Origin of the sequence: Pedobacter ginsengisoli (genome assembly GCF_030244015.1) — a bacterium.
Taxonomy (GTDB): domain Bacteria; phylum Bacteroidota; class Bacteroidia; order Sphingobacteriales; family Sphingobacteriaceae; genus Pedobacter; species Pedobacter ginsengisoli.
Window position 1 is genome coordinate 74,993 of sequence record NZ_JASSYX010000001.1, and the last position, 23,722, is coordinate 98,714.

The following is a 23,722-nucleotide window of genomic DNA, read 5'->3' on the forward strand; positions in this document are numbered from 1 at the left end:
GAAATGAAAAGTAAATATTTGATATATACAGCAATGGCAGGAGCCTTGCTTTTTAACGACGGATGTACTAAACTGGATGAAAATGCCTATGATGTTATTCCCTCAGAAAACTTCTACAATAATAAGGATGAAGTATTATCTGCTTTATTGAGGCCGTATACACATGCCAATGCCTGGGTAACCCCGTCCGGACAGGACAATTGGTGGAGGCCTGCAGAGCTTTCGGCCGACCAGCTTGCCTGGCCAACAAAAGGCCGCCATGGTGAGGATGGCGGTAAATGGAAAAGGTTGCATTATCATACATGGACAGTTGACGAGGGCGGATTTAACCAGGCCTGGATACTGATGTATGGAGGTGTTGGTTATTGTAATGATCCGATTGAGAAAATTGGCACCCTTGATCTTACCAGGATGGGCATTACAGAAGAAGAAAGACAGTCTTACCTTGCAGAGCTGAAACTTTTCAGAGCTTTCCACTATTTGAAGATAATGGATCTCTGGGGCAACGTACCGATTGCCACCAGAGTTGCTGATCCAAATGATCCTGAAGGCGCGCCTGCCAGGCCATCTACAACTGAAAGAAAGGAAGTTTTCAACTTTATTGAAAAAGAAATCAAAGAAAATATTGAGAAGGCCCCTAAGTTGTCCCGCAGCATGCTGGGCAGAATGAGTCAGGCTGGAGCATATGCCATGCTGGTAGAATTGTATCTGAATGCTGAAGTCTGGACAGGTACAGCCCGCTGGGACGATTGTATTGCTGCGGCAGATATGCTCATTTCAGGTCAGGCAGGCGGTCAAAATGGTGCAATGCAGTTGGATCCTAATATTGGTGACCAGTTCAAGCCCAATAATGATCTTTCGAAGGAAGTGATTTTTTCAATCGCCTATGATTACACAGTGGCCCAGTTTGAACCTTCCTGGACAGGTGAGTTTTATCATTTCAAGCAGCGTGAAATATATGGAGGGGGAAGGAATGGTAACGATGGAATTGTACTGATACCTGGAGTTTATACTACCTATGGAGCAAAAGACCTGCGTAAATCCGGTTGGCTTTTGGAAGGACCAATGGTCAACTTCGCTACCAATCAGCCGGTCACCGGATCAGAAGAATACAATGGTCAACAGCTGACCTTTGTTGATAACATCCGGAAAAATAAATCAGGTTCAACGGTGTCTAACATGAGTGAAGGAGAAGAGAACAGCGGTGTACGATTCAATAAATATAAACTCGGCAATCAGGTTGTCGGGTTTGACGGCACCCCTGCGAATGTTAACTACAACAATACCGACTGGAATGTGTATCGGCTGACCTGGATTTATTTTGCCAAGGCTGAAGCGTTGATGCGTAAAAATGGAGGTGCAGCAACCCAGGACGCCGTAGATTTAATCAACACGTGCAGGAAACGTGCGTTTGCAACTATTGATCAAGCGGCAAATGCTTATACAATTGCAACTTTGACCATGGATGAGTTACTTGCTGAGCGCGGCCGTGAATTTATATTTGAAGGCTTCAGGAGAGATGACCTGATTCGCTGGAATAAGTTTACAACAGCATCCTGGTGGGACCACCAGCCTTCTTCTGCCACAAAAGTGCTTTTCCCGATCCCACAACAGCAACTTAACCTGAACTCTAATCTGACACAAAACCCAGGTTACAACTAAATACACAAATCCCAATGGGAAAAAGGCGGTCATTTGTGGCCGCCTTTTTTTGTTTTAAGAATTTGCAGAAAGTTACGAATACGATTAAGTAAATTCTTTTGTGCAAAACATAGGACAGGTAATTTATTATTATTATTATTGAGTAGTAAAACGTTTTTTCTAATTAAAGAACACATATTTATTATAATCGTCCCATTGTTTATTCTATGTATGTCTTCGACAATTTATTCACCACATTTTGAAAAGAATGAATATCAAACGAATCAAATTAAGTAAGCCATGCAAAACCAAAACTAGAAGAACAATTTCCTAAAAAGATTCACGGGATTTTATATAAAGTTCAGTTACTGACCAGGCGGATGCATTCCTGCATCCCGTCAAAATTCAGAATTTCCTAAAACTCAAACTAAATATAAAGCCAATGACAATTAAACAATTACTCATTGCGGGGATTCCTATGCTCTGTCTAACCAGCAAGCAATCCCTGGCCTTTACTGCTTCTTCTGACATGCGTGTCACCTCCAGTATGGGCAGTGCCTCCTTCTTTCAGGCACAGAAAATCTTAATTACGGGAACAGTTGTTGATGAAAATTCACAACCGGTCCCTGGTGTAGGGATCAAATCCCTCAAAACAGGCAAGGCAGCGGTGACCAACGCGGCAGGTAAGTTCAGCATCGAGGTGGAAAGTGCGACAGAGCAGCTTACATTTACCTATATCGGTTATGCGGCACAGACACGGGCTGCGGGGCCAGGTACCGCGCCGCTGAACATTAAACTAGTACCTGCGGCGGGTGTAGACCTTGCAGATGTTGTGGTGATCGGTTATGGTACATCGCGAAAATCAGATCTGACCGGTTCAGTCGGCTCGGTTAGAGAAGGGGAACTACAGGAACGTCCGGCGTCATCATTAAACCAGGCACTGGCAGGCAGGATCTCCGGTGTACAGGTCAACACCAATTCAGGCCGTCCTGGCGGCAGGGCCAATGTCAGGGTTCGTGGTTTTAGTTCCATCAATTCCTCAAACAATCCCTTGTATGTAGTTGACGGCGTGCAGTTGCCTATGGGTAATCAATTGCAGGCTAGTCAGGCCATTGATTATATCAACCCTAATGACATCGTATCCGTCGAGGTATTAAAGGATGCCTCCTCCACGGCTATTTATGGGTCCAGGGGAGCAAACGGTGTTATCCTGATCACGACCAAACGCGGAAAGACCGGAGAAAGCAGAATAGACTACAATGTTGATTTCAGCGTGCCTACAGTCGGCCCCAACTTTCCTAAGGTGCTCAACGCCAAAGAATTCCTGGCTGTAGAAGACCTGGCGTACAAAAACATGGAAAAGTACGATCCGGTAAACTGGGCTGCAGGCAAATATGCAGGCAGAAATCCGGCCCTTGCCAGAAAAGACCCGAGGTTATTTGACGCTAACGGCAATCCATATTATGATACAGACTGGCTGAAAGAAGCTACTCAAAACAAATTATCACAAAATCATGAGCTGGGCTTCAGTGGCGGTAACGACCGCACAGTATATTCCTTTTCCATCGGACACCGAAATGATCAGGGACTGGTAAAAACCTCATTTCTTAAACGTTACTCAGGAAGGTTTTCCATCGATGACCAGATGAAAAAGTGGTTAAAGGTCGGCGGTACGCTAAGCTATACCAATCAGAATGAGAACCTTGTAGACCAGAGTGACCAGGTTGCAAGAAGTATTGTAGAAGATTTTCCTTTTTTACCTGTGAAGTATCCCGACAATGGACTTTATGCTGATAACCGTGACTATCCAAATGCAGAAGGGCGCTTTAACGTGGTTCACAGGTTAAACGATACTAAGTTTTTATTGGGTACACAGACTACGCTGGGAAGTCTCTATTCAAACATCACCTTCACAGAAGGACTTGAAATGAAGACCATTATTGGTGCAAATATTATTACGCAGGAAAACAATGAATACAGTAGTCGTACATTAAATATATCTGATCAGGGTTATGCAGCTGTCCGCACCAGGAAAGAGGCATTCTGGTCGATCGAAAACTTCCTGACTTACAATAAGAAATTCAACGAAAACCACTCTATTAATGCATTACTGGGAATCTCATGGCAGAAAAGCGGATTCAACAACAGCAGTGCTGAAGTACGGGGTTTCGCTACGGATTATTTATTGTATAACAACCTTAGTGCGGGAAGTCTAAATCCGCAGGTAGGTTCAAACCGGTATTTTCAACAGCTCAATTCTTATTTTGGCAGGCTGAACTATAACCTTAAAGACAAATATTTATTCACAGTTACCGGCCGTGCAGATGGTACTTCCAGAGTTGGTGAGAGCAATAAATATTCATTTTTTCCTTCAGCGGCCGTGGCCTGGAGAGTTTCTGAGGAGAACTTCTTAAAAGACAACAATACCATTTCCAATTTAAAACTTCGGACCAGTATTGGAGTTGCCGGTAACTCAGAAATACCTGCATATTCTTCCCTCGCCCTTTTGGGTACCAATTATCCGGCAGTTATCAATGATACACGGGTTGTCGGCACAGGTCTGAATAGGCTGGCTAACCGCGAACTTCGCTGGGAAAAGACCACGCAAAGTGACATTGGAGTTGAGCTCGGCTTATTCGATGGACGGATAAGTTTAGAACTCGATGCCTATTACAGAAAAACTACCGATATGCTGCTGGATGCCCCTGTGCCACGTACCAGTGGTTACGAAAGGATACGCAAAAACATTGGTTCGATGGAAAACAAAGGTATAGAACTTGAACTGAATACAACGAACTTCAATTCAGAAGATTTCACCTGGAAAACGGCTTTTAACATATCGTTGAATAAAAATAAAGTGCTTTCCCTGGCAACCCCTGCGGATATATTCGGTATAGGCGGCCCTAACTTTACCAATCCAACCAATATCATCCGTGTCGGAGAAGCTGCAGGTTCTTTTTGGGGCCTTACTCGTTTAGGGGTTTGGACTGAGGCAGAGCGGGCAGAAGCCGCGAAATATGTGAGTTATAGAAATGGACTTACCATGCTCCCAGGTGACATCAAGTACCTGGATGTGAATGGCGACTATGCCATCAACGATGCCGACAGGTCAATCATTGGAAACGGCAGCCCTGATGCATGGGGTGCATTCTCCAATACGTTCAGGTACAAAAAAGTTGACCTGACCGTTGAACTTCAGTATTCCTACGGTGCCGACGTAATGGACATGACGACACACTCCAGTGAAGATCGTCAGTCCCTGGCCAACAGTTACGCGACCGTATTGGATGCCTGGACGCCCCAAAACCAGAATTCACAGATTGCGGAGATCCGTGATACCCGTGCTGGTTATGTGACCAATGTCGATACGCACTGGATCAAGGACGCTTCATTTATACGGGGCAGGAACCTGTTACTTGGCTACACCTTCGGCAATGAGACCGTTCAAAAAATGCGCCTGAATAAACTGAGGGTTTACGTTTCTGCACAAAACCTTTTCCTGATCACCAGTAAGGAACTTCAGGGAGATCCTGAAACCACGCCTACCGGCGGATACGCAAATGACGCCAACAATGTGTTCTCGCAGGGAATGAACTGGCACAGCTATCCAAGGCCAACCATTTTTATGCTGGGCTTGAACATAGGACTATAATGTATTTCATTTATTATTTAATTATGAGATCACTACTTAAAAAAGATATACTGATGAAAATTAACATCATAAAACAGATTTGCAGCATAACCCTTCTTGGACTATTGCTGCTTGGATCAGGCTGTAAAAAGTTCCTGGAAGAGCAAGATCCCTCAAACCTGACGCCAGATAACTTTTATACTTTGCCAGACCATGCTGAAGCAGGCATTGCTGCTGTATATGCCGGGACCAGGTTTGTCGGCGACGGAGCAGGCATCTTTTCTTCCAACTGGCAGCTGCTGGAGGCCGTGACGGGGACTTCTACTACCGAGACTGCCCAAAACTCTGACCTCAATAACCTTTACGGATTAATACATGATGCCAACACCGGCCATATGATCAACTGGTGGAATGGGGTGTACAGGGTTATCGCACAGGCCAATTTAGTGCTGGACAGGGTACCTGCCATTTCCATGGATGAAGCCCAAAAGAAACGTATCCTCGGTGAAGCAAGGTTTTTGCGGGCATGGGCCTACTTTTACGCAGTGAGGTTATGGGGTGACGTGCCTCTGATCACCAAATCCCAAACCCTGGAATCTGAAGACTTCTATCCAAAGCGTGCTTCCTCAGAAAGTGTCTATGCGCTTATCGTTGAAGACCTGATCGCTGCTGAGAGTTCGGGTTTAAACTGGATGAATAAAAACGGCCGGGTATCGCTCGCAGCTGTAAAGTCAGAACTGGCGCTCGTTTACCTAACCATGGCCGGTTTTCCTATGAGCAAAGGAGCTACACATTACAAACTTGCCGCCGATAAAGCCAACGAGGTAATCACCTATGCCAAAGCTAATCCGGCTTCTATAGATCTTTTTGCTACCTATGCAGAAGTCCACAGAGAAACATTGAAAAATGAAAAGGAACATCTTTTCATGATCCAGTACAATTCAGTGGTTGCGGGCAACCCAATGGACAACATGTACCCCAACTTTAAACCCGTAACTTTCAACGGTGCATCAGGTACAGGAAGTACGGTTCCGACCCGGCAGTTTTATAACTCCTACGAAGCTGGAGATGAACGTACCAAGGACAGGGAAGGGTATTTCTACACCAGCTACTTCACCAATGGTAACGGGGCGCTGTTCCAATTGGGTGCACCTTATATTTTCAAGCACTTCAATACCATCGCCAATGGTTCATCTGGTGTAGCCGGTACCCGCAACAACAATTTGAATGTACCGATAATCCGCTACGCGGAAGTTTTGCTGGTCTACGCTGAAGCTCAAAACGAACTGGGCGCCCCTACGCTGGATGCCTACAATGCATTCAAACGTATCAGAGACCGTGCTAAACTCGTCACACCGGCATTTGGTACGTATAATCAGACGACATTCCGTGAAGCAGTGTGGAGAGAGCGCTGGCACGAGCTGTGCTATGAGCAGATCACCTGGTTTGACATGGTGCGTTTAAGAAAGGTATTCAATGAAACTACCAAAGGCTTTGATAATTTCGTAGGGCACGTCAACCTGAGCTCCAACCAGACTCTGCAGACTAAACACCTGCTGTTCCCATTACCAAGACCTGAGATGCAGAACAATCCTAATCTTACTCCTCAGAACCCGGGATATCAATAGATTTTGAACATTTAAATATTCACACTCTGTACAGAAAAGGTGATTGCATGAAGCAATCACCTTTTCTTTTGAAAAGCCATTTTTATTTTTCTTTATGATTTTATTTCTTATTATTGAATACTAAAACGATTTAAAACAACCAAATATCCCCCTTATGTAGGTGTAAGGGAACACACACAACACATGAAACCAAAAATCACATTTTTCACACTTTTACTGCTTGGGCAAGCTGCTCTCGCACAACAAAAGGACCTGGTCAGCTATGTAAACACGCTGCAGGGTACCAATTCCAAACATGAACTCACCAGGGGGAATACATACCCAACCACTGCGCTTCCCTTTGGTATGCACACCTGGACACCCCAAACCGGCAAAAACGGTGACGGTTGGAAATACCAGTATTTCCTGGACAAGATCAGGGGATTTCAGCAGGCCCACCAATGCAGCTCCTGGACCCGTGACTATGCGGTATTCTCACTAATGCCCATGTCTGAACTGGTTGTTGATGAAAATAAGCGCGAAGCTAAATTCAGCCACAGCAATGAGGTTGCAAAGCCAAATTATTACAAAGTCGAATTCGACAACAAGATCGTTACAGAGATTTCCCCCTCAGAACGCGGTGCCCATTTGAGGTTCAGTTATCCGGCAGGAGGAAAAAGCTATTTGGTGCTGGACGGCTACAACCGCATGAGCGGAGTCACAATTCATCCAAAGGAAAACAAGATCACCGGATACGTAAGCAATGGCCAGGGCTTTAAACGTGGCTGGAAAAGCTATTTTGTGCTGCAATTTGACCAGCCCATTGTCGCTTACGGCACCTGGGAAAATAAACAAAATACCATCAAAACGGACTCTACAACAGCAGAGGGACTGGGCAAAGGTGCTTATCTGGAGTTCAAGGCAGGCTCTAAAGTCCAGGTCAAAACGGCCTCCTCCTACATCAGTCCGGAACAAGCAGAACTGAACCTGAAAAGGGAGCTTGGCGCAGACAAAAACCTCGAAGTAACCAAAGCCAAAGCCGCTGCGGTATGGAACAAAGCATTGGGCAAGATAGTTGTAGAAGGCGGATCAGAAGCTGATAAGGCGACTTTTTATTCTTGTTTCTTCAGAGCCAGCCTGTTCTCGCGTAAATTCTACGAGATCGGCGCAGACGGAAAACCTTATTATTTCAGTCCTTATGATGGCAAAGTACATCCCGGACATATGTTTACCGATACCGGTTTCTGGGATACTTTCAGGGCGCAGTTTCCGCTTAACTCACTGGTACAAACTGAAATGCACGGACAATACATGCAAGCGCTGATCGATGCCTACAAACAGTGCGGCTGGCTGCCTTCCTGGTCCTTCCCGAGCGAAGGCGGCAGTATGATCGGCAACCATGCCATTTCCCTGCTTGCCGATGCATGGGCAAAAGGCATCCGTACATTTGACCCTAAAGAAGCTTTGGATGCCTATTACCATGAGGCCATGAACAAAGGTCCGTGGGGCCCTGCCAACGGCAGGGACGGTGTAAAGGAATACAATGAACTTGGCTACGTGCCTTATCCTAAATACAGAGAATCAACAGCAAAAACACTGGAGTACGCCTACGATGATTTTTGTGGTTATCAACTGGCAAAAATGACCGGCAACCAGCATTACATAGATGTCTTTCAAAAACCGATGTACAACTACCGCAATGTATATGACGCCTCTACAAGATTTATGCGGGGTAAAGGCATCGACGGGCAATGGACCGCAAACTTTGACCCGATAGAATGGGGCGGACCCTTTACCGAAGGCAATGCATGGCATTACCAGTGGTCAGTTTTCCAGGATACCAAAGGCCTGATCAAACTAATGGGCGGAGATCAAAACTTTACGGCCAAGCTGGATTCTGTATTTTCAGTGCCCAACAAAGTTAAAGTGGGCACCTATGGCGGTATGATCCACGAAATGACCGAAATGGTGATGGCCAATATGGGTCAGTATGCACACGGCAACCAGCCGATCCAGCACATGGTTTACCTGTACAATTATGCCGGTCAGCCCTGGAAATCACAGTTTCATGCAAGAAATGTCATGAGTAAACTGTACGATGCTACTGAAAACGGTTATCCCGGCGATGAAGACCAGGGACAGACCTCTTCATGGTATGTACTTAGTGCCATGGGGATCTATAGTGTAACTCCGGGTACAGGTGAATATGTATTGGGGAGTCCGATGTTTAAAAAGGTCACGATTAACCTGGAAAACGGTAAGAAATTTATTATTGAAGCACCAGATAATAGCAAGGAAAACGTTTATATTAGTAAAGCAACCTTTAATGGTAAGCCGTACGGGAAAAATTTTATCACACACGCCGACATCAACAAAGGCGGTGTACTTAAACTGGAAATGAGCAATAAACCAAATATGCAGAGAGGCCTGGCTGAAGACGATAAGCCATTCTCTTTATCAAAATAGAACCATGAAAAGAAGAATTTTTTTACAGAACACCGGTCTTTTAGCCGCCGGATTAATGGCAGACAAAGTTTCATTTGCAGCAGCTGCGCCTGATTTTCCTGTAGTACGGGTCGCCGCCTCAAAAAGACATTTTTCGAGCAAAGCTGTTGAAAGCGCTATTGCCGAGTTTCACAAAAATGTGAAGAATAAGGAACTGGCCTGGTTATTTGAAAACTGTTTTCCAAACACGCTGGACACGACAGTGACCCACACACAGGTCAACGGCAAACCAGATACTTACGTGATCACCGGAGATATAGATGCCATGTGGCTGCGTGACAGTACTGCACAGGTTACCCCATACCTCCCTCTGGTAAAAGGCGATAAAAAACTTCAGGAGCTGATTGCCGGCGTGGTCAACCATCAGGTGAAAAGCATCATTAAAGATCCTTATGCCAATGCGTTTTATGGTGACCCGGACAAGGTTGGAGAGTGGAAAACCGATAAAACGGATATGAAGCCGGGTGTGCATGAACGCAAATGGGAGATTGATTCTTTATGTTATCCGATCCGTCTGAGCCACCATTACTGGAAACTGACCGGCGATACTTCTCCGTTTGATGCAACCTGGAGAGAAGCGATCGCAGTGATCTTAAAAACTTTCAAAGAGCAGCAAAGAAAGGACGGTCAGGGCCCTTACCACTTCCAGCGTGAAACCATGTTTGCTACCGATACCACTCCACTGAGCGGATACGGCTACCCGGTAAAACCGGTAGGACTGATCTGCTCTGCCTTTAGACCGAGTGATGATGCAACCATTTATAACTTCCTGATCCCATCTAATTTCTTTGCTGTAGTGAGTTTAAGACAGGCTGCAGAGATCCTGACTGCTGTCCATAAGGATGCCGCGCTGGCAGCGGAATGTAAAGCACTGGCCACTGAAGTAGAGACTGCCCTGCAGAAGCACGCCATTGTCAGCCATCCTGCCTTTGGCAAAGTCTACGCATTTGAAGTCAATGGTTACGGCAGTTTCAACATCATGGACGATGCCAATGTACCAAGTTTACTTGCTTTGCCGTACCTGGGTGCAGTGAAACACAATGATCCGGTTTATATCAATACCCGAAAGCTGATCCTGTCACAGGAAAACCCATTCTATTTCGTAGGAAAAGCAGCCAAAGGCATAGGCAGCCCGCATACCGGCATCAACAAGATCTGGCCTATTGCCGTGACCATGCAGGGACTGACCAGCAGCAGCGATGCGGAAATCAAATCTTGTTTGCAGATCTTGCAGACCTGCCATGCGGGAACGGGTTTTATGCACGAATCCTTCAATATGGATAACCCTAAAGATTTCACCAGATCATGGTTTGCCTGGGCAAATACCATTTTCGGAGAGTTCTTATGGAAGGTCTACAAAGAAAGACCACACTTGCTGGTTTAACATCAAAGAAAGCTGTTTTAAAAAAGGGCATTCAAATTCGCCAAAGGCGGTTTTGAATGCCCTTTTCATTAACAAGAAAATAAGTTTAAACACACAAATAAACGTAACACGCAATAATACCCCCTAAGAGCTGCCCATAAAGGCAGCTCTTTTCTTATATTTATGGTAATCAAATAAATAACCCTATGAGAATACATTCCGCGGTACTGATTATAGGGCTGTGCCTTGGAAAAGCATATGCCCAAAACTATGCCGAGTCAAAAGTTTCTGCGTATGCCCTGCCCGAAGTATTGAAGGCTGCCAATGGAAAAATAATCCGCAATAAAGCATCATGGGAAAAGACCAGAAGACCCGAAATATTGAGGCTGTTTGAAAACAACGTCTACGGGGAAATGCCTAAGGACTACGAAGACATAAAATTTGTTGTGACAAACGACGAACCTATGGCCATGGAAGGTAAAGCGCATTTGAAGGAGGTGGCAATTACAGTAAGCAGACTTGGCAAAACCGTCGCCATTCACCTGACGCTGTTTATTCCTAATAACCGTAAAGGACCGTCACCTGCATTTTTACTGATCAATAACCGGCCACCCGGCAATACACAAGCCTCAAGAGAAACTAAAAGTGAATTCTGGCCCGCCGAAATGCTGATCAGCAGCGGCTACGCCATCGCAGCTTTCCATGTTGCCGACGCTGCGCCTGACAAAAAGGAAGAATATATGAACAGGGCTTTGCAGCTATACCCTGAGCAGCTGACCAAAGACAATGGCATGAAGGCTGTGGGTACCTGGGCATGGGCGGCGAGCAGAGTAATGGACTATTTTAAAACAGACAAGGACATAGATTTCAAAAAGGTAGCGGTAGTTGGTCATTCCAGAGGCGGCAAGGCTGCCTTATGGGCCGGTGCCCAGGACCAGCGCTTTGCCATGGTCATTGCCAACTGCTCAGGCAATACCGGGGCAGCACTCTCCAGAAGGAAATTCGGAGAAACGGTAAAAGTAATCAATACCAATTTCCCGCACTGGTTTGCCACCAGCTATAAACAATATAACGACAATGAAAATACCCTGCCAGTCGATCAGCATATGCTGATCTCCCTGATCGCACCAAGACCGGTCTACACCACCAACGCCACAAAAGACCTTTGGGCAGACCCCAAAGGCTCTTATCTTTCCCTTATCAATGCAGAACCTGTTTATGCGCTTTACGGTAAGCATTCTGCGCTTACTGCCGAACCACCCGCCATAAATGACGCCATTATCAATTCTGCGATCGGGTATCATAACCGTGAGGGAATTCATGACATGACAGCTTTCGACTGGGCAAATTTCATCCGCTTCGCTAATTTTCATAAGCACGAATAAACGCTAGAGCTGCCTGGCGATATCTCCAAAGAAAGTCCATTTGTTGTACACGCCATAGCCTTTGCTCAGTTTGACCATGACCAGGTTTTTTGCCGGATTCACATAAATGAACTGGTTGATGATCCCTTCGGCAAAAAATTCTTTGGTTTTGGAAGAAAGCCACCACTGGTATTTATAATATTGACTGCCGCCATCTGTGGTATCGGCAGTAACCGACTGCCTGGCCCATTGTTCTGGAACAATCTGTTTGTTTTTGAATTTTCCTTTATGCAAATAAAGATTGCCAAACTTTGCAAAATCACGTGCTGTCGCATTCAGACAGCAGAACATTTTTTCGATGCCCTTGTTTTTCCGGTCTGTGTTCCATTGGGCTGCGCTTTCCATGCCCAGCGGATTCCATATTTTCTCCTGCAGGTATTCCGTAATTGTTTTGTTCTTTAAGGCCCTTTGCAAAATGAGCCCAAGCAATTGTGTATTGCCGCTGGCATATTCAAATTTTGCTCCTGGTGTTCTGGCCAGCTTGAGGTTTAGTGCCCGTTTAGTCAGGTTGCTGCCATAGTAAAATTTTGCATCCTCATGAAAGGGACTTCCTTTGTCTTCCCTGAAGCGGATCCCGGAAGTCATCTGCAGCAAGTGCTTAATGGTTACCTTGTCAAAACCGTTTTTCCTCATCTCGGGGAGATAATTGGTAACCGGATCCTCTACAGATCCGATCAGCTGGTCATTAATGGCCAGCCCGATCAGGGCTGAAGTAAAGACTTTTGAAATGGAGAAGGACAGCACTGCTGAATCTTTGGTCAAACCATCAAAATATTTCTCATAGATCAGCGAGTCATTTCTGATGATCACAAACGCTACGGTGTTGTTTCGTTGCAGAAAATCCTCAAAAGACAACGTGTTGGGCACAGAAAATTTCCTTGGGTCAATGACCGCCGGGCCGGGCCTTTCTGGAAAATAATACGGCTCTTTAGATGCACTGAGCAGCCGTGCAGGAAATTTTTCGCCGTCTTCTATCCCCGGCGACCAATACTTGAGCGTTTTGATGAGTGTGCAGGAAGACAGGAACAGGAGCAGAAAAAGGGAGCAGTTAATATAAATTCTATTCATTGGTCAGGGGTTGAGTGGCATTGGAATTTAATTCGATGGATTTGGTTCATCCGAAGGCTCATAAAACCTAAGGACCTGATAATTTTATTTTGGCGCTTCGGCACTTCGGATCATCTTATCCAGTAAAGCAAAAATACCTTTTAGTGTTTTCTCCGTAGCACTGTTGGCAATGACAATATAAGCCAGGTTCTTTTCTTTATTGATAAGCGTATAGCAATAAAAAGTTCCTGCAGAACCCGCATGTTCAGTAATTTGTTTCTCCGGAGTATTGAGCCAGCCGATGGCATATTTTCCCAATCCATAATGCAGGTAATTGTAGGTCTCAGACTTTAAGAAATTGCTTTTTCCTTTCAAACCAGATAAGTTCATCTGTACAAATTTTGCATAGTCATCCAATGGCATGCTGATGTCTCCGGCAGGTTCAATGAGATTTAAGTTATAGCTTGTAGCAGGGGGCAGCGCGGCCAGCAGATCCTGTTCTATCCAGTGGCCCCAAGGCTGATCCGTATCAATTCTGTTGGGCCAGCTCAGCTTATATTTCAGATGCAGTTTTTCTCCAAGGACCTCTTTGAGCAGCTGCTCCCACGTTTTGCCCGATACTTTTTCAAGCATGGTTGCCGCAATACTATACCCGGCATTGGAATAATTGTAAACCTCCTTGTTTTTAGGCAGCGCATCGTTTTTTACCAGATAAGCTGCAAATTGCCTGCGCTGCTCAGCCTGTAATCCGTTGAATTTTGGCAGGGACTGAAATTCTGTTCCACTGGTATATGGTTTGATCCTCGCACGGTGTGACAAAAGGCCGGCCAGCGTGATCTCATAAAAATCAGGATTGGCGTCTTTTTTCAGTTCGGGGAATAAGCTGAAAAATTTGGTAGACCAGCTGATCTTTTTGTTCTCGACCAGATAAGCCGCAATAAAACCGGTAATGGCCTTTGTGTTGGATCCTAAATGAAAATAATCTGTAGCTTTGGCTTTGGTCTGGTCATTCTGGAGGTCGCTGCGGTGGTAACCGAGGATGTCTTTTTCCAGAATGCTATCTGAGCTGAGGACCACATAGGCAAGTTCAGGTATGGCGCTTTCTGTTCTGATGCTGTCTGCTGTTTTTGCCAGGTCCGTTTTTTGGCTTTGCGCCTTAACAGAAACAGATGCCAGAAGGAGCAGTATCGCTGCGACGATTGATTTCATAGGTATTCTTTCATTGGGCTATGCGGCCAATTTACACATTCTTTTTATCTGATTTGATATTGTCAGTACCTGGATAGTATCTGTGTAGTATATGCGTACTCAGTACGAACGCATATACTACACAAAGTAGAGACAGGTACAATAGAGAATAGCCCGAATGAAGACGAAGGAAAATTGACGGGATTACAATGACAATTTTAAACATTTAATTTGCAGGGTTTATAAAATTAGTTACTTTTGCCCCCACTACGGTAATTTAATTGCCATTTCATGGGGGATTAGCTCATTTGGCTAGAGCGCTTCGCTGGCAGTGAAGAGGTGATCGGTTCGAATCCGATATTCTCCACCAATAAAAATGCCTTCCAGAAATCCTGGAAGGCATTTTTATTTTCAGGGCTTTTGGTTTATAAGCCGGACTGTTGATGACAGGCTGCTTTTTTAATGGGAATTCCCCCGTTGGCCAGTTGAAGAAATCAGATATTTCCTAAGCCCAAGTTCCAGGCCCCGGAGTTCTGCCAGGCCCTTTAGCCGGCCGATAACCGAATAACCCGGATAAGTATTGTAGTTTTTGTCATCAAGAATTTTATGCCCGTGATCCGGACGCATGGGAATGGATACGTCTTCCCGACCTTCAGCAAGTCTCCGCTGCTGTTCCAGGATGACCTGCTCCATGACAGACACCATGTCGTTGTCTCCATCGAGATGCTCAGCCTCATAAAAGCTCCCGTTGGGTTCTCTCTTTACATTTCTCAGGTGGAGGAAATGAATATGAGGGCCAAATTGTTTGAGCATAGCGGGCAGATCATTCGCTTTATTTGCACCCAGCGAACCGGTGCAAAAAGTAATGCCATTGCTTGGCGACGGAGCTGCGTTTACGATATATTCCAGATCTTCTGCGTTGCAAACTACCCTGGGCAAACCCAGAATAGGAAATGGCGGATCGTCGGGATGGATACACATCTTTATCCCGACGGCCTCTGCCGCCGGGATAATGGCCTGTAAAAAATATGCCAGGTTTTCTCTTAATCCTGAAGCATCAACATGTTCATATTTCTTCAGATGAACTTTAAATTCATCGGGTGTAAATACCTCATCAGTGCCGGGCAGTCCGGCCATTATAGTTTGCTGAAGGGTTTGTTTTTCCTCCGGGCTCAGCTTGCGGAAGTAATTTTCAGCAGCCCTTTTTTCTGTTTCGTTAAATTCTGCTTCCACGTTTTCTCTCTTCAGGATAAAGAGTTCAAAAGCGGCTAAGGCGGTGGCATCATAGCGCAACGCACTGGCATCGTTGTCCAGCCTGAAATCAAGATCGGTTCGGGTCCAGTCCAGCACGGGCATGAAATTATAACAGACAGTCTTCAGTCCGCAGGCAGCGGCGTTTTTCAGTGATGTAATGTATTTTTCGATCCAGTGGTCACGGTCAGCTGCGCCGGTCTTTATAGATTCATGGATATTTATGCTTTCGATGACCGACCAGGTCAGGCCGGCGGTTGCGATGGTTTGTTTTCTCTCCCGGATCTGTTCTTCGGGCCATATTTCGCCGCAAGGTATGTCGTGCAGCGCGGTTACGATGCCTGTTGCACCGGTTTGTTTTATGGCAGCAAGGGTGACCTCGTCCTTTGGACCAAACCATCTGAAAGTTTGTTCTAATTTTTGCATGGATTATTGATGTTTCTAAAGTGTTCGACGGGAGGAAGCCCTGCTGATGAGCTCAGCTTTTAATATAATTGAATCGGTCATGTTGATGTGATTTTCAGTATTCAGGTGGTTGATTAGTTTTTGGGCGGCGATTTGCCCCATTTCAAAACCAGGATAATTTATTGTGGATAAATTTGGTTCAATGACTCTCGAGATCGGGTCATTGTTAAAACCAACAAAGGCAACATCTTCAGGAATCCTGAGGCCGCTGCGCTTTAAAGCAGACATGCAGCTTACAGCTGAAGTATCATTGGATGCAAATACGCCGTCCGGGCGGGAACTCATGGCCATGATCTTTTCTGCGGCATCAGTCCCCGCTTTTTCGTCGAGCCTGGTGATCAGTACATTTGCTTCATTGTATTCCAGTCCAAAATCCTGCAGCGCGGATTTGTAGCCGGAGAGCCTTTCGGCATAGACAGTCCTGGTGAGCTGGCCGGTAATGTGAAAAATATTCTTACAGCCTTGTTCCAGCAGGTGTTTCGTCGCCTCGTATCCGGCTTTTCTATTGTCAATCATGACACATGTGCATTGAGGGAGTTCAAGTACTCTGTCAAAAAATAGCAGGGGGATTCCTTTTTTTAAAAGAAGTTCAAAATGTGAAGTATCTGTGGTATCGTAAGCCAACGAGACCATGATCCCGTCAACGCGGTTATTGAACATGGTCTGTACATTCAGGGCTTCTTTTTGTGCGGATTCCAGGGACTGGCTGATGATCAGGTTATAACTGGCCTCATTGGCAACCTTTTCCATGCCGGAGAGCACAGCTGACATGAAATTACTGTTGAGCCTGGGAATGATCACTCCGATGGTATTGGTTCGTTTGCTCCTGAGGTTGCTGGCGAAAGTATTGGAACGGTAGCCCATTTCCAGTGCAGTTTCCCTGATTCTCTTTTTTGTTTTTTTGTTTATGGAGGGATGGTCCTTTAGTCCCCGGCTAACAGTAGCCGCAGAAATGTTCAATTCAGCAGCAATATCGTATATAGTTACTTCTTTATTGGATTTCATTCTGGTGTGTTTGGATAAGCAATTTACAAATAAATTGCAAGAGTATAAATACAATCGGTTGCATTATATATTTGTTACATGATTGTGCTGTGTTTTTATCATAAACAGGTTTTTTTATTGTTTTTAAAGTACTATTATTAAGGATTTTCAATAGAGGGAGGTATAGTGTGGGGCGTTTTGCCATGAAAAATAAAATAATTACTGCAATCGGTTGCAAATGTTAAAATAATAGCTAACTTTAGTTTGATAACCAAATTGTAAAACTGTAAAATATTGTTTATGAGCTATATACGGAAAGACACGTCCTGAGGTCAGTATTAAAATTAACCTCAAAATCCCTAATCTAATCATCACCTAAAACTAAACTTAATGATACTGAATTTACAACACCGGAGGGTATTGTTTGCTCGCGGGCTTCTGTTTTGCGTTGCCGCGCTCTGCATTTCATCTTTTACTTCAATAGCAAGCCCATTGCTCGTTGCCCGGACCATTCGCGGCAAGGTTACAGATTCAAAAAACCTGCCGCTGCCAGGTGTAAGTATAACTGTTAAAGGCAATAAACAGGGCACCATGACCAATGCTGCGGGACAATATGTGCTCGCCGATGTGCCCGATAACAGCGTTCTTGTATTTAGCTCTCTGGGTTATGAAACTCAGGAAGTACCCATTGCAGGTAAAGGAACGACGGTCAATGTCGTTCTGGCTGATAAGAATAATGATTTAAACGAAGTTGTTGTGGTTGGCTATGGTACAGCCTTGAAAAAAGACCTTACCGGGGCAATCTCCCAGGTGAAAGCAGCTCAATTAGAAAACCAGCATCCCAATAATGTGCAGGATCTGTTACGTGGAAATGTTGCGGGAATGAACGTCGCTTTTTCCGCGTCGCCAAAGGGCGGTAACAATTCAGATCTGCAGGTGCGGGGAAAATCATCGCTGATCGCAGGAGTAACGCCATTGCTTGTCGTGGACGGGGTAATTTATCCCGGACAGCTGAGCGATATCAATCCGAGTGACATCGAGACCATTGATGTGTTAAAGGATGCGAGCTCTGCTGCGGTTTATGGAGCTAAAGCTGCCAGCGGGGTTGTGATCATCACAACAAAGAGAGGGAAATCTGGTAAACCGATAATCACAGTTAATGCAACAGCGGGTTTTGCTTCAAGAGAGGTAACGGAGCATGTTTATGATGCAAATGGATTTGTGAACTGGCGCAGCGATGTTCTGAAAAGTGTAAATGCGGGAACTGTGGCAACTCAGCCGTCCCGGTTTAATGATCCGCGTACGCTTCCTTCTAATGTAACTCTGGCGCAGTGGTTTGCTTATGACAATACGCCTGTTACTGCTGATCCGGTTGAGACCTGGCTCAACAGGCTTAAAATGTTTCCGGTAGAAATAGCCAACTATAAGGCTGGCAGAAGTACAAACTGGGAAGATCTTATTTATCAAAATGGTTTTCGTCAGGACCATACGATAGGTCTTTCGGGTAAGAAAGATGAAGTTTCTTATTATCTGTCGCTGGGATACACCGACAACAACGGTTTGACTGTCGGGGACCGGTACAAAAATGCCCGCGCCAGGCTTAACCTGGAAGGGAAAGCAACCAAATTTGCTACTGTTGGGGTGAACTTTCAGTATGCCAGCCGTGATGAAAGTGCTGTCCCGATTGATTTCGGACAGATCAGGAATGCTTCCCCGCTGGGAGAAAAGTATAAGGATGATGGCGTAACCCTGCGGCCAAGTCCAAATGATGATCTCGGGAATAACAGAAATCCTTTTCTCGATAATGTTTACCGGGAGCGCATGCTGAAATACAATACGATATTTTCAACATTATTTGTGAAGGGAGACCTGCCGTTTGGATTCTCTTACTCCGTCAACCTTACTCCGAGTTATGACCAGACCAGGGAGTTTAACCACTATTCTGCAGATCATCCGGACTATGTCGCCAGGAGAGGGTTTGCCAACCGTATTGAGACCACACGCTTTCACTGGCAAATTGACAATATATTAAAGTGGAACAAAACATTCAATAAAATACATCGCTTTGATGTGACGCTTTTGGCGAATGCGGAAAAACTGAAACAGACTTCGTCGAGAATAGAAAACGAAGGTTTTGATCCGAATGATGACCTGGGTTATCACAATATCGGCTCGGGAACGAGGCCGATAGTGAGCAGCAATGACATTGCAACCACTGGTGACGCGCTTATGGCCAGACTGAATTATACGCTTAATGATAAATACATGCTGACTGCCACGATCAGACGTGATGGTTATTCTGCTTTCGGACAACGAAATCCGCGGGCAACTTTTCCTTCTCTGGCGCTGGGATGGGTATTCAGTGATGAGAATTTCATGAAGTCTGTGACCTGGGTGAACCGTGCAAAGCTGCGCTTGTCTTATGGCGCAGTGGGTAACCGCGACATTGACGGGTATCTGGCGCTTTCCAATCTAAATACCGGAAAATATTTGTATGTGAACGATGCGGGCGCTGTACTTCCGGTGACGCAGTTGTATGTTGACAGAATGGTGAATAAAGATCTGAAGTGGGAATCTACGACTTCGTTTAACGGGGGGCTTGACTTTACTGTATTCAATAATGTCATAGACGGATCTCTGGAGGTCTACAGGAAAAATACAAGTGATCTTTTGCTGTTGCGGGCACTTCCGAGTGTGACCGGTTTTTTTAACGTGGCCTCCAATTTAGGGAATGTGACCAATACGGGGTTTGAGCTGGCCTTGAGCAGCAATAATATCAAAAGAGAAAATTTTTCCTGGAGAACTTCCGGGAATTTATCTGTGAACAGGAATAAGATTGTTCACCTGTTTGGTAAAGTCAACAAACGCGACCAGCAGGGCAATGTGATCGGGCAGGTAGAAAATGACGATCCGGGCAATGGCTGGTTTATCGGGAAGGATATTAATGCGATATGGGACCTGAACGTTCTCGGTGTATGGCAGCAAAACGAAGCTGCGGAAGCTACTAAATATGGAGTCAAACCGGGTGATTTTAAAGTGGAGGATGTCAATGGCGACTATAAGTATACAGATGCAGACAAACAGTTTCTCGGCTCCAGAAATCCTAAGTTCACGGCGGCGCTGAGAAATGAGTTTACCTTTTTCAGGCGGTTTGACTTTTCCTTTTCTATGTATTCCTATTGGGGTGCGTTGACAGATTTTAATGAAGCGAAGAATAATTCTGGTTTCCAGGACAGACAAAACTCTTATAAGCTGCCTTACTGGACGCCCGAAAATCCTATTAATGACTATGCAAGGCTATATTCGAGTAACGGAAGTGCGAATTACAGTGTATATAGAAAAACCTCATTTATCAGGCTTGACAATGTTTCTCTCGCTTATACTTTGCCCAAAAGTCTGGTTGAAAAGGGCAGATTGAATAGCGTGCGGATTTTTACAACAGTTCAAAACGCAGCAATTTACGCTCCTGACTGGGATTATTGGGATCCTCAAAATAAGAACCCTACTCCGAGGTATGTCACTTTGGGTTTAAATGTAACCTTGTAATTAATTTAATGACTCCTACGATGAAAACTATATATAGAATACCATTTGCCTGTCTGATATTGATAATGACTATTGGTTTTGGCTGTAAGAAAAGCTTTTTAGAACCTGATCCGCTTTCATTTTATACTGATGAAGATATCAAGTCGCCGGAGTTTTACCGTGCGGCTCTGATTTCCTGCGCAAGAAATTTAAGAAATGAATATTTCGGCGATGGCCCGCCCTGGGTTACGGAACAAATCTTTTCTGAAGTTGCTGTGGAGGGAACAACCGACAAATCGGGACCTGCACAGGACCTGAACCTGCTGATCACGCCTGACGCCAATTTAAATTCCATCGATTTCAATAAGATAGGGTATTATTGGGATGAAGGTTACAAGGGGATTAAATATGCAAATACCATCATCAGCCGCATAGACAGTGGTGTATTTAAAGATGAAGCGGAGCGCAATTCTATTCTGGGTTCTGCCTATTTCCACAGGGCCTTCCGGTACTATCGTCTTGTAAACCAGTTTGGCGATGTGCCGCTGTTGCTAAACGAAGTGACCAGGCCCAGGTTTGATTTTTATACCACAAAAAGGGAGGTGATCCTGCAAAAGATGAAAGAGGACCTGGAGTTTGCGGCATTGTGGGTAACTGACAATGTGAATAAGGGTGAAGTAACCAAAGGTGCTGTTCAACATTTGCTTACAAAGGTCAATCTTTGTCTGGGCAAATTTGATGATGCCATTGCTTCGGCTAATGCGGTAATTGACGGCGGCCGTTATGTGCTGATGACCGATCGTTTCGGATCTGTGGAAGCTGATCTGAGCAGAAACGTGATATGGGATCTTCACAGACCAGAAAATAAATCTCTGAATGAGAATAAAGAGGGGATTTTTATGATCATCGACCGGCAGGTAGACGGAGGGTACGAAGGCGGATCTAAGATCATGCGGAATGCTGTGCCCAACTGGGGATCAAACATCAATACCCCTAACGGCAAAAAGGGCACCAATGACGGCATAAATCTGGAGATCACGCAATCGAATATGTATGGAAGGGGAATTGGCAGGGTCCGCGGAACATCTTACAGCACCCAGGCCATTTGGGATGACCCTAATGATCTGCGGCACATCAAAGGCAACTGGATGAACATGGAAGACCTGGTCTATAATGATCCGAATTTAAAGAAATCTGACCCAGAGTACTACAATAAGCCGGTCAGACTGCGCAACGCTGCGGGCGGACTGATTGTTACGGATACCATCAGGAGTTATTTTGGCTGGCCGCAATATAAATTGTTTATTCCTGATTTTGAAAATGCGCCTATGCAGGGCGGTCATACGGACTGGTATGTTTTTCGCCTGGCAGAAACCTATCTGCTCAGGGCGGAGGCGTATTACTGGAAGGGTGATCTGGCCGGTGCGGCTGCAGATATTAATAAAATAAGAGCGCGTGCCAAGGCTGCTCCTTATGATCCGGGAAGTATCACGATCGGGACTATTCTTGATGAACGTGCCCGTGAACTTTACTACGAAGAGCCCCGCAAAACGGAACTGGCGCGTATCGCCTATATTTTTGCGCTTACCGGCAAAACCGCATACAATGGCAAGGCATACAGTCTGAACAATTTTTCGGAGAACAATTTCTTTTATGACAGGGTCATGGAAAAAAACGTTTTCTATAAAAATGGTGTGAAGACCAATCATGGTGACCAATATACCATGAGTCCGTACCATGTGCTCTGGCCGGTGCCCCAAAGTGCAATCCGTGCTAACGTAGAGGGACATATCAATCAGAATAAAGGGTACTCCGGTTCTGAAAGTAATATTCCGCCTTTAGATAGAATAGAGTAGTACACAAATATGCGTTAAATGTTAGCTTTCGGCCAGTCTGTGGATTGGCCGAAAGCATAAGCAGCTACTGCACATGTTCATTAATTATTAAAGAAACCTTAATATATTAGAAATCGATTGCATATTTGTACAAATGAAATTATCATTAGCTTAATGAAAAAAGGATCAGAAAATACGATGAAGGATATCGCACTGGAACTGGGTTTGTCATCATCCACGGTGTCGAGAGCATTGCAGGATCATCCGCACATCAGTCAGGAAACAAAAATAAAAGTCAATGAGGCAGCTAACAGGCTCGGCTATAGTTACAATGCGGTAGCTGCCAGTTTAAGAAACAGTAAATCCAACACCATAGGCCTGATCATTCCCAGGATCTCTAAATACTATCAGTCGACCGTAATTACCGCGATACAGAATAAGCTGCACGAGCATAAATATAATTTGATGATCTGTCAGTCTAATGAATCACCCGAACTGGAAAAGGAGTTGGTCAATGCACTTTATGCTTCGAGAGTAGAGGGGCTTATCGTCTCATCTACCCTAAATACCACTGATTTTACGCATTTTGATGTTTTTTCGCGGAGCAACAGGCCTCTTGTTTTTTTTGACAGAGTTCCTAAGAATTATCCGGCGCACAGAATACAGGGTGATGATTATCATGGCGCAAATATGGCTACCGACCATCTGCTTGCACAAGGCTGCAGGAAAATAGCTTTTATAGGCGGCCCTTTGTTTTGTAATCTGTACAGAGAAAGATACGAAGGCTATACTGACGCCTTAAAAGCACGTAATCTGGTCCCCGATGCAAGCATGGCATTTTTTCATGATTTAACTAAGGAGAATGCATTGTTAAGTTGTGAAAAGTTATTCTCAGGAAAAAAAGACAGCTGGCCGGATGCTGTTTTTTGCTGTAATGATACTGCTGCTCTGGCGGTTACGTCATATGCAAAAAAACGTAAGATGGACATACCCGGACAGCTTAAAGTAACGGGCTATTCAAATGATCCGCTTACGGAAATTATTACTCCGACCATTACATCTGTAGAGCAGTATCCTTCTGAAGTGGGTGCCCAGGCTGCAGGAATGATCATGAACCTGATACAACAGAAATTAAAGCCGGGCAAGAATTTCATTTCTGTTACCATAGCAGTTGACCTGGTTAAAAGAGATTCTACCGATAAATAAATTTCTGTTTTTTCTTGTAATATGCAATCGATTGCATATATTTACTTTCA

The 23,722-nt window shown here is 44.9% G+C and carries 13 protein-coding genes and 1 tRNA gene; 10 read left to right on the forward strand and 4 right to left on the reverse strand.

What is annotated here, in order from left to right:
• Nucleotides 1-3 precede the first annotated feature (3 nt).
• The 6 genes from QEP08_RS00285 (at nt 4) to QEP08_RS00310 (ending at nt 12,132) form a co-directional block, all read left to right on the forward strand.
• Entirely contained in the window at nt 4-1,662 is a 1,659-nt protein-coding gene (locus QEP08_RS00285) for a RagB/SusD family nutrient uptake outer membrane protein (RefSeq protein WP_285054406.1), read from the forward strand.
• Between the two features lie 421 nt (nt 1,663-2,083).
• Entirely contained in the window at nt 2,084-5,293 is a 3,210-nt protein-coding gene (locus QEP08_RS00290; protein ID WP_285054408.1) for a SusC/RagA family TonB-linked outer membrane protein, read from the forward strand.
• A 53-nt stretch (nt 5,294-5,346) separates the two neighbouring features.
• Complete coding sequence (locus tag QEP08_RS00295; protein WP_285054410.1) at nt 5,347-6,900, forward strand: RagB/SusD family nutrient uptake outer membrane protein; 1,554 nt, start codon at nt 5,347-5,349, stop codon at nt 6,898-6,900.
• A 183-nt stretch (nt 6,901-7,083) separates the two neighbouring features.
• Nucleotides 7,084-9,345: a GH92 family glycosyl hydrolase gene (locus QEP08_RS00300; protein WP_285054413.1), complete on the forward strand. Its 2,262-nt coding sequence runs from the start codon at nt 7,084-7,086 to the stop codon at nt 9,343-9,345.
• A 4-nt stretch (nt 9,346-9,349) separates the two neighbouring features.
• The gene (locus QEP08_RS00305; protein ID WP_285054415.1) at nt 9,350-10,768 is read left to right on the forward strand and encodes a glycoside hydrolase family 125 protein; all 1,419 of its coding nucleotides are present in this window, start codon (nt 9,350-9,352) and stop codon (nt 10,766-10,768) included.
• Nucleotides 10,769-10,953: 185 nt separating this feature from the next.
• Nucleotides 10,954-12,132 carry a glucuronyl esterase domain-containing protein gene (locus QEP08_RS00310; RefSeq protein WP_285054418.1) on the forward strand — a complete coding sequence of 393 codons (1,179 nt, stop codon included), beginning with the start codon at nt 10,954-10,956 and terminating at the stop codon, nt 12,130-12,132.
• Between the two features lie 3 nt (nt 12,133-12,135).
• On the opposite strand, the gene QEP08_RS00315 is transcribed toward QEP08_RS00310, so the two are convergent.
• Nucleotides 12,136-13,239: a serine hydrolase domain-containing protein gene (locus QEP08_RS00315; protein WP_285054421.1), complete on the reverse strand. Its 1,104-nt coding sequence runs from the start codon at nt 13,237-13,239 to the stop codon at nt 12,136-12,138.
• A gap of 84 nt (nt 13,240-13,323) precedes the next feature.
• Nucleotides 13,324-14,427 (reverse strand): serine hydrolase domain-containing protein, encoded by a 1,104-nt coding sequence (locus QEP08_RS00320; protein WP_285054424.1) that lies wholly within the window; start codon nt 14,425-14,427, stop codon nt 13,324-13,326.
• Nucleotides 14,428-14,699: 272 nt separating this feature from the next.
• Between QEP08_RS00320 and QEP08_RS00325 the strand changes: the two genes are divergently transcribed.
• Nucleotides 14,700-14,776, forward strand: a tRNA-Ala gene (locus QEP08_RS00325).
• A gap of 89 nt (nt 14,777-14,865) precedes the next feature.
• Here the strand turns inward: QEP08_RS00325 and uxuA are convergent.
• Entirely contained in the window at nt 14,866-16,083 is a 1,218-nt protein-coding gene (uxuA, locus tag QEP08_RS00330; RefSeq protein WP_285054425.1) for a mannonate dehydratase, read from the reverse strand.
• 15 nt (nt 16,084-16,098) lie between these two features.
• The gene (locus tag QEP08_RS00335) at nt 16,099-17,127 is read right to left on the reverse strand and encodes a LacI family DNA-binding transcriptional regulator (protein ID WP_285054426.1); all 1,029 of its coding nucleotides are present in this window, start codon (nt 17,125-17,127) and stop codon (nt 16,099-16,101) included.
• Nucleotides 17,128-17,496: 369 nt separating this feature from the next.
• Between QEP08_RS00335 and QEP08_RS00340 the strand changes: the two genes are divergently transcribed.
• The 3 genes from QEP08_RS00340 to QEP08_RS00350 all read left to right on the forward strand — a co-directional run bounded on the left by QEP08_RS00340 (nt 17,497) and on the right by QEP08_RS00350 (nt 23,672).
• Nucleotides 17,497-20,652 carry a SusC/RagA family TonB-linked outer membrane protein gene (locus QEP08_RS00340; RefSeq protein ID WP_285054429.1) on the forward strand — a complete coding sequence of 1,052 codons (3,156 nt, stop codon included), beginning with the start codon at nt 17,497-17,499 and terminating at the stop codon, nt 20,650-20,652.
• Between the two features lie 20 nt (nt 20,653-20,672).
• On the forward strand, nt 20,673-22,487 hold the full coding sequence (locus tag QEP08_RS00345) for a RagB/SusD family nutrient uptake outer membrane protein (protein WP_285054430.1): 1,815 nt from the start codon (nt 20,673-20,675) through the stop codon (nt 22,485-22,487).
• A 153-nt stretch (nt 22,488-22,640) separates the two neighbouring features.
• A complete protein-coding gene (locus tag QEP08_RS00350) occupies nt 22,641-23,672 on the forward strand; it encodes a LacI family DNA-binding transcriptional regulator (RefSeq protein ID WP_285054432.1) in 1,032 nt (343 codons plus the stop codon).
• Nucleotides 23,673-23,722: the final 50 nt, after the last annotated feature.

What these genes read in the sequence shown, in the direction of transcription:
- QEP08_RS00285 (WP_285054406.1), top strand. Translation starts at nt 4, where the DNA reads ATGAAAAGTAAATATTTGATATATACAGCAATGGCAGGAGCCTTGCTT.
- QEP08_RS00290 (WP_285054408.1), top strand. Translation starts at nt 2,084, where the DNA reads ATGACAATTAAACAATTACTCATTGCGGGGATTCCTATGCTCTGTCTA.
- QEP08_RS00295 (WP_285054410.1), top strand. Translation starts at nt 5,347, where the DNA reads ATGAAAATTAACATCATAAAACAGATTTGCAGCATAACCCTTCTTGGA.
- QEP08_RS00300 (WP_285054413.1), top strand. Translation starts at nt 7,084, where the DNA reads ATGAAACCAAAAATCACATTTTTCACACTTTTACTGCTTGGGCAAGCT.
- QEP08_RS00305 (WP_285054415.1), top strand. Translation starts at nt 9,350, where the DNA reads ATGAAAAGAAGAATTTTTTTACAGAACACCGGTCTTTTAGCCGCCGGA.
- QEP08_RS00310 (WP_285054418.1), top strand. Translation starts at nt 10,954, where the DNA reads ATGAGAATACATTCCGCGGTACTGATTATAGGGCTGTGCCTTGGAAAA.
- QEP08_RS00315 (WP_285054421.1), bottom strand. Translation starts at nt 13,239, where the DNA reads ATGAATAGAATTTATATTAACTGCTCCCTTTTTCTGCTCCTGTTCCTG.
- QEP08_RS00320 (WP_285054424.1), bottom strand. Translation starts at nt 14,427, where the DNA reads ATGAAATCAATCGTCGCAGCGATACTGCTCCTTCTGGCATCTGTTTCT.
- uxuA (WP_285054425.1), bottom strand. Translation starts at nt 16,083, where the DNA reads ATGCAAAAATTAGAACAAACTTTCAGATGGTTTGGTCCAAAGGACGAG.
- QEP08_RS00335 (WP_285054426.1), bottom strand. Translation starts at nt 17,127, where the DNA reads ATGAAATCCAATAAAGAAGTAACTATATACGATATTGCTGCTGAATTG.
- QEP08_RS00340 (WP_285054429.1), top strand. Translation starts at nt 17,497, where the DNA reads ATGATACTGAATTTACAACACCGGAGGGTATTGTTTGCTCGCGGGCTT.
- QEP08_RS00345 (WP_285054430.1), top strand. Translation starts at nt 20,673, where the DNA reads ATGAAAACTATATATAGAATACCATTTGCCTGTCTGATATTGATAATG.
- QEP08_RS00350 (WP_285054432.1), top strand. Translation starts at nt 22,641, where the DNA reads ATGAAAAAAGGATCAGAAAATACGATGAAGGATATCGCACTGGAACTG.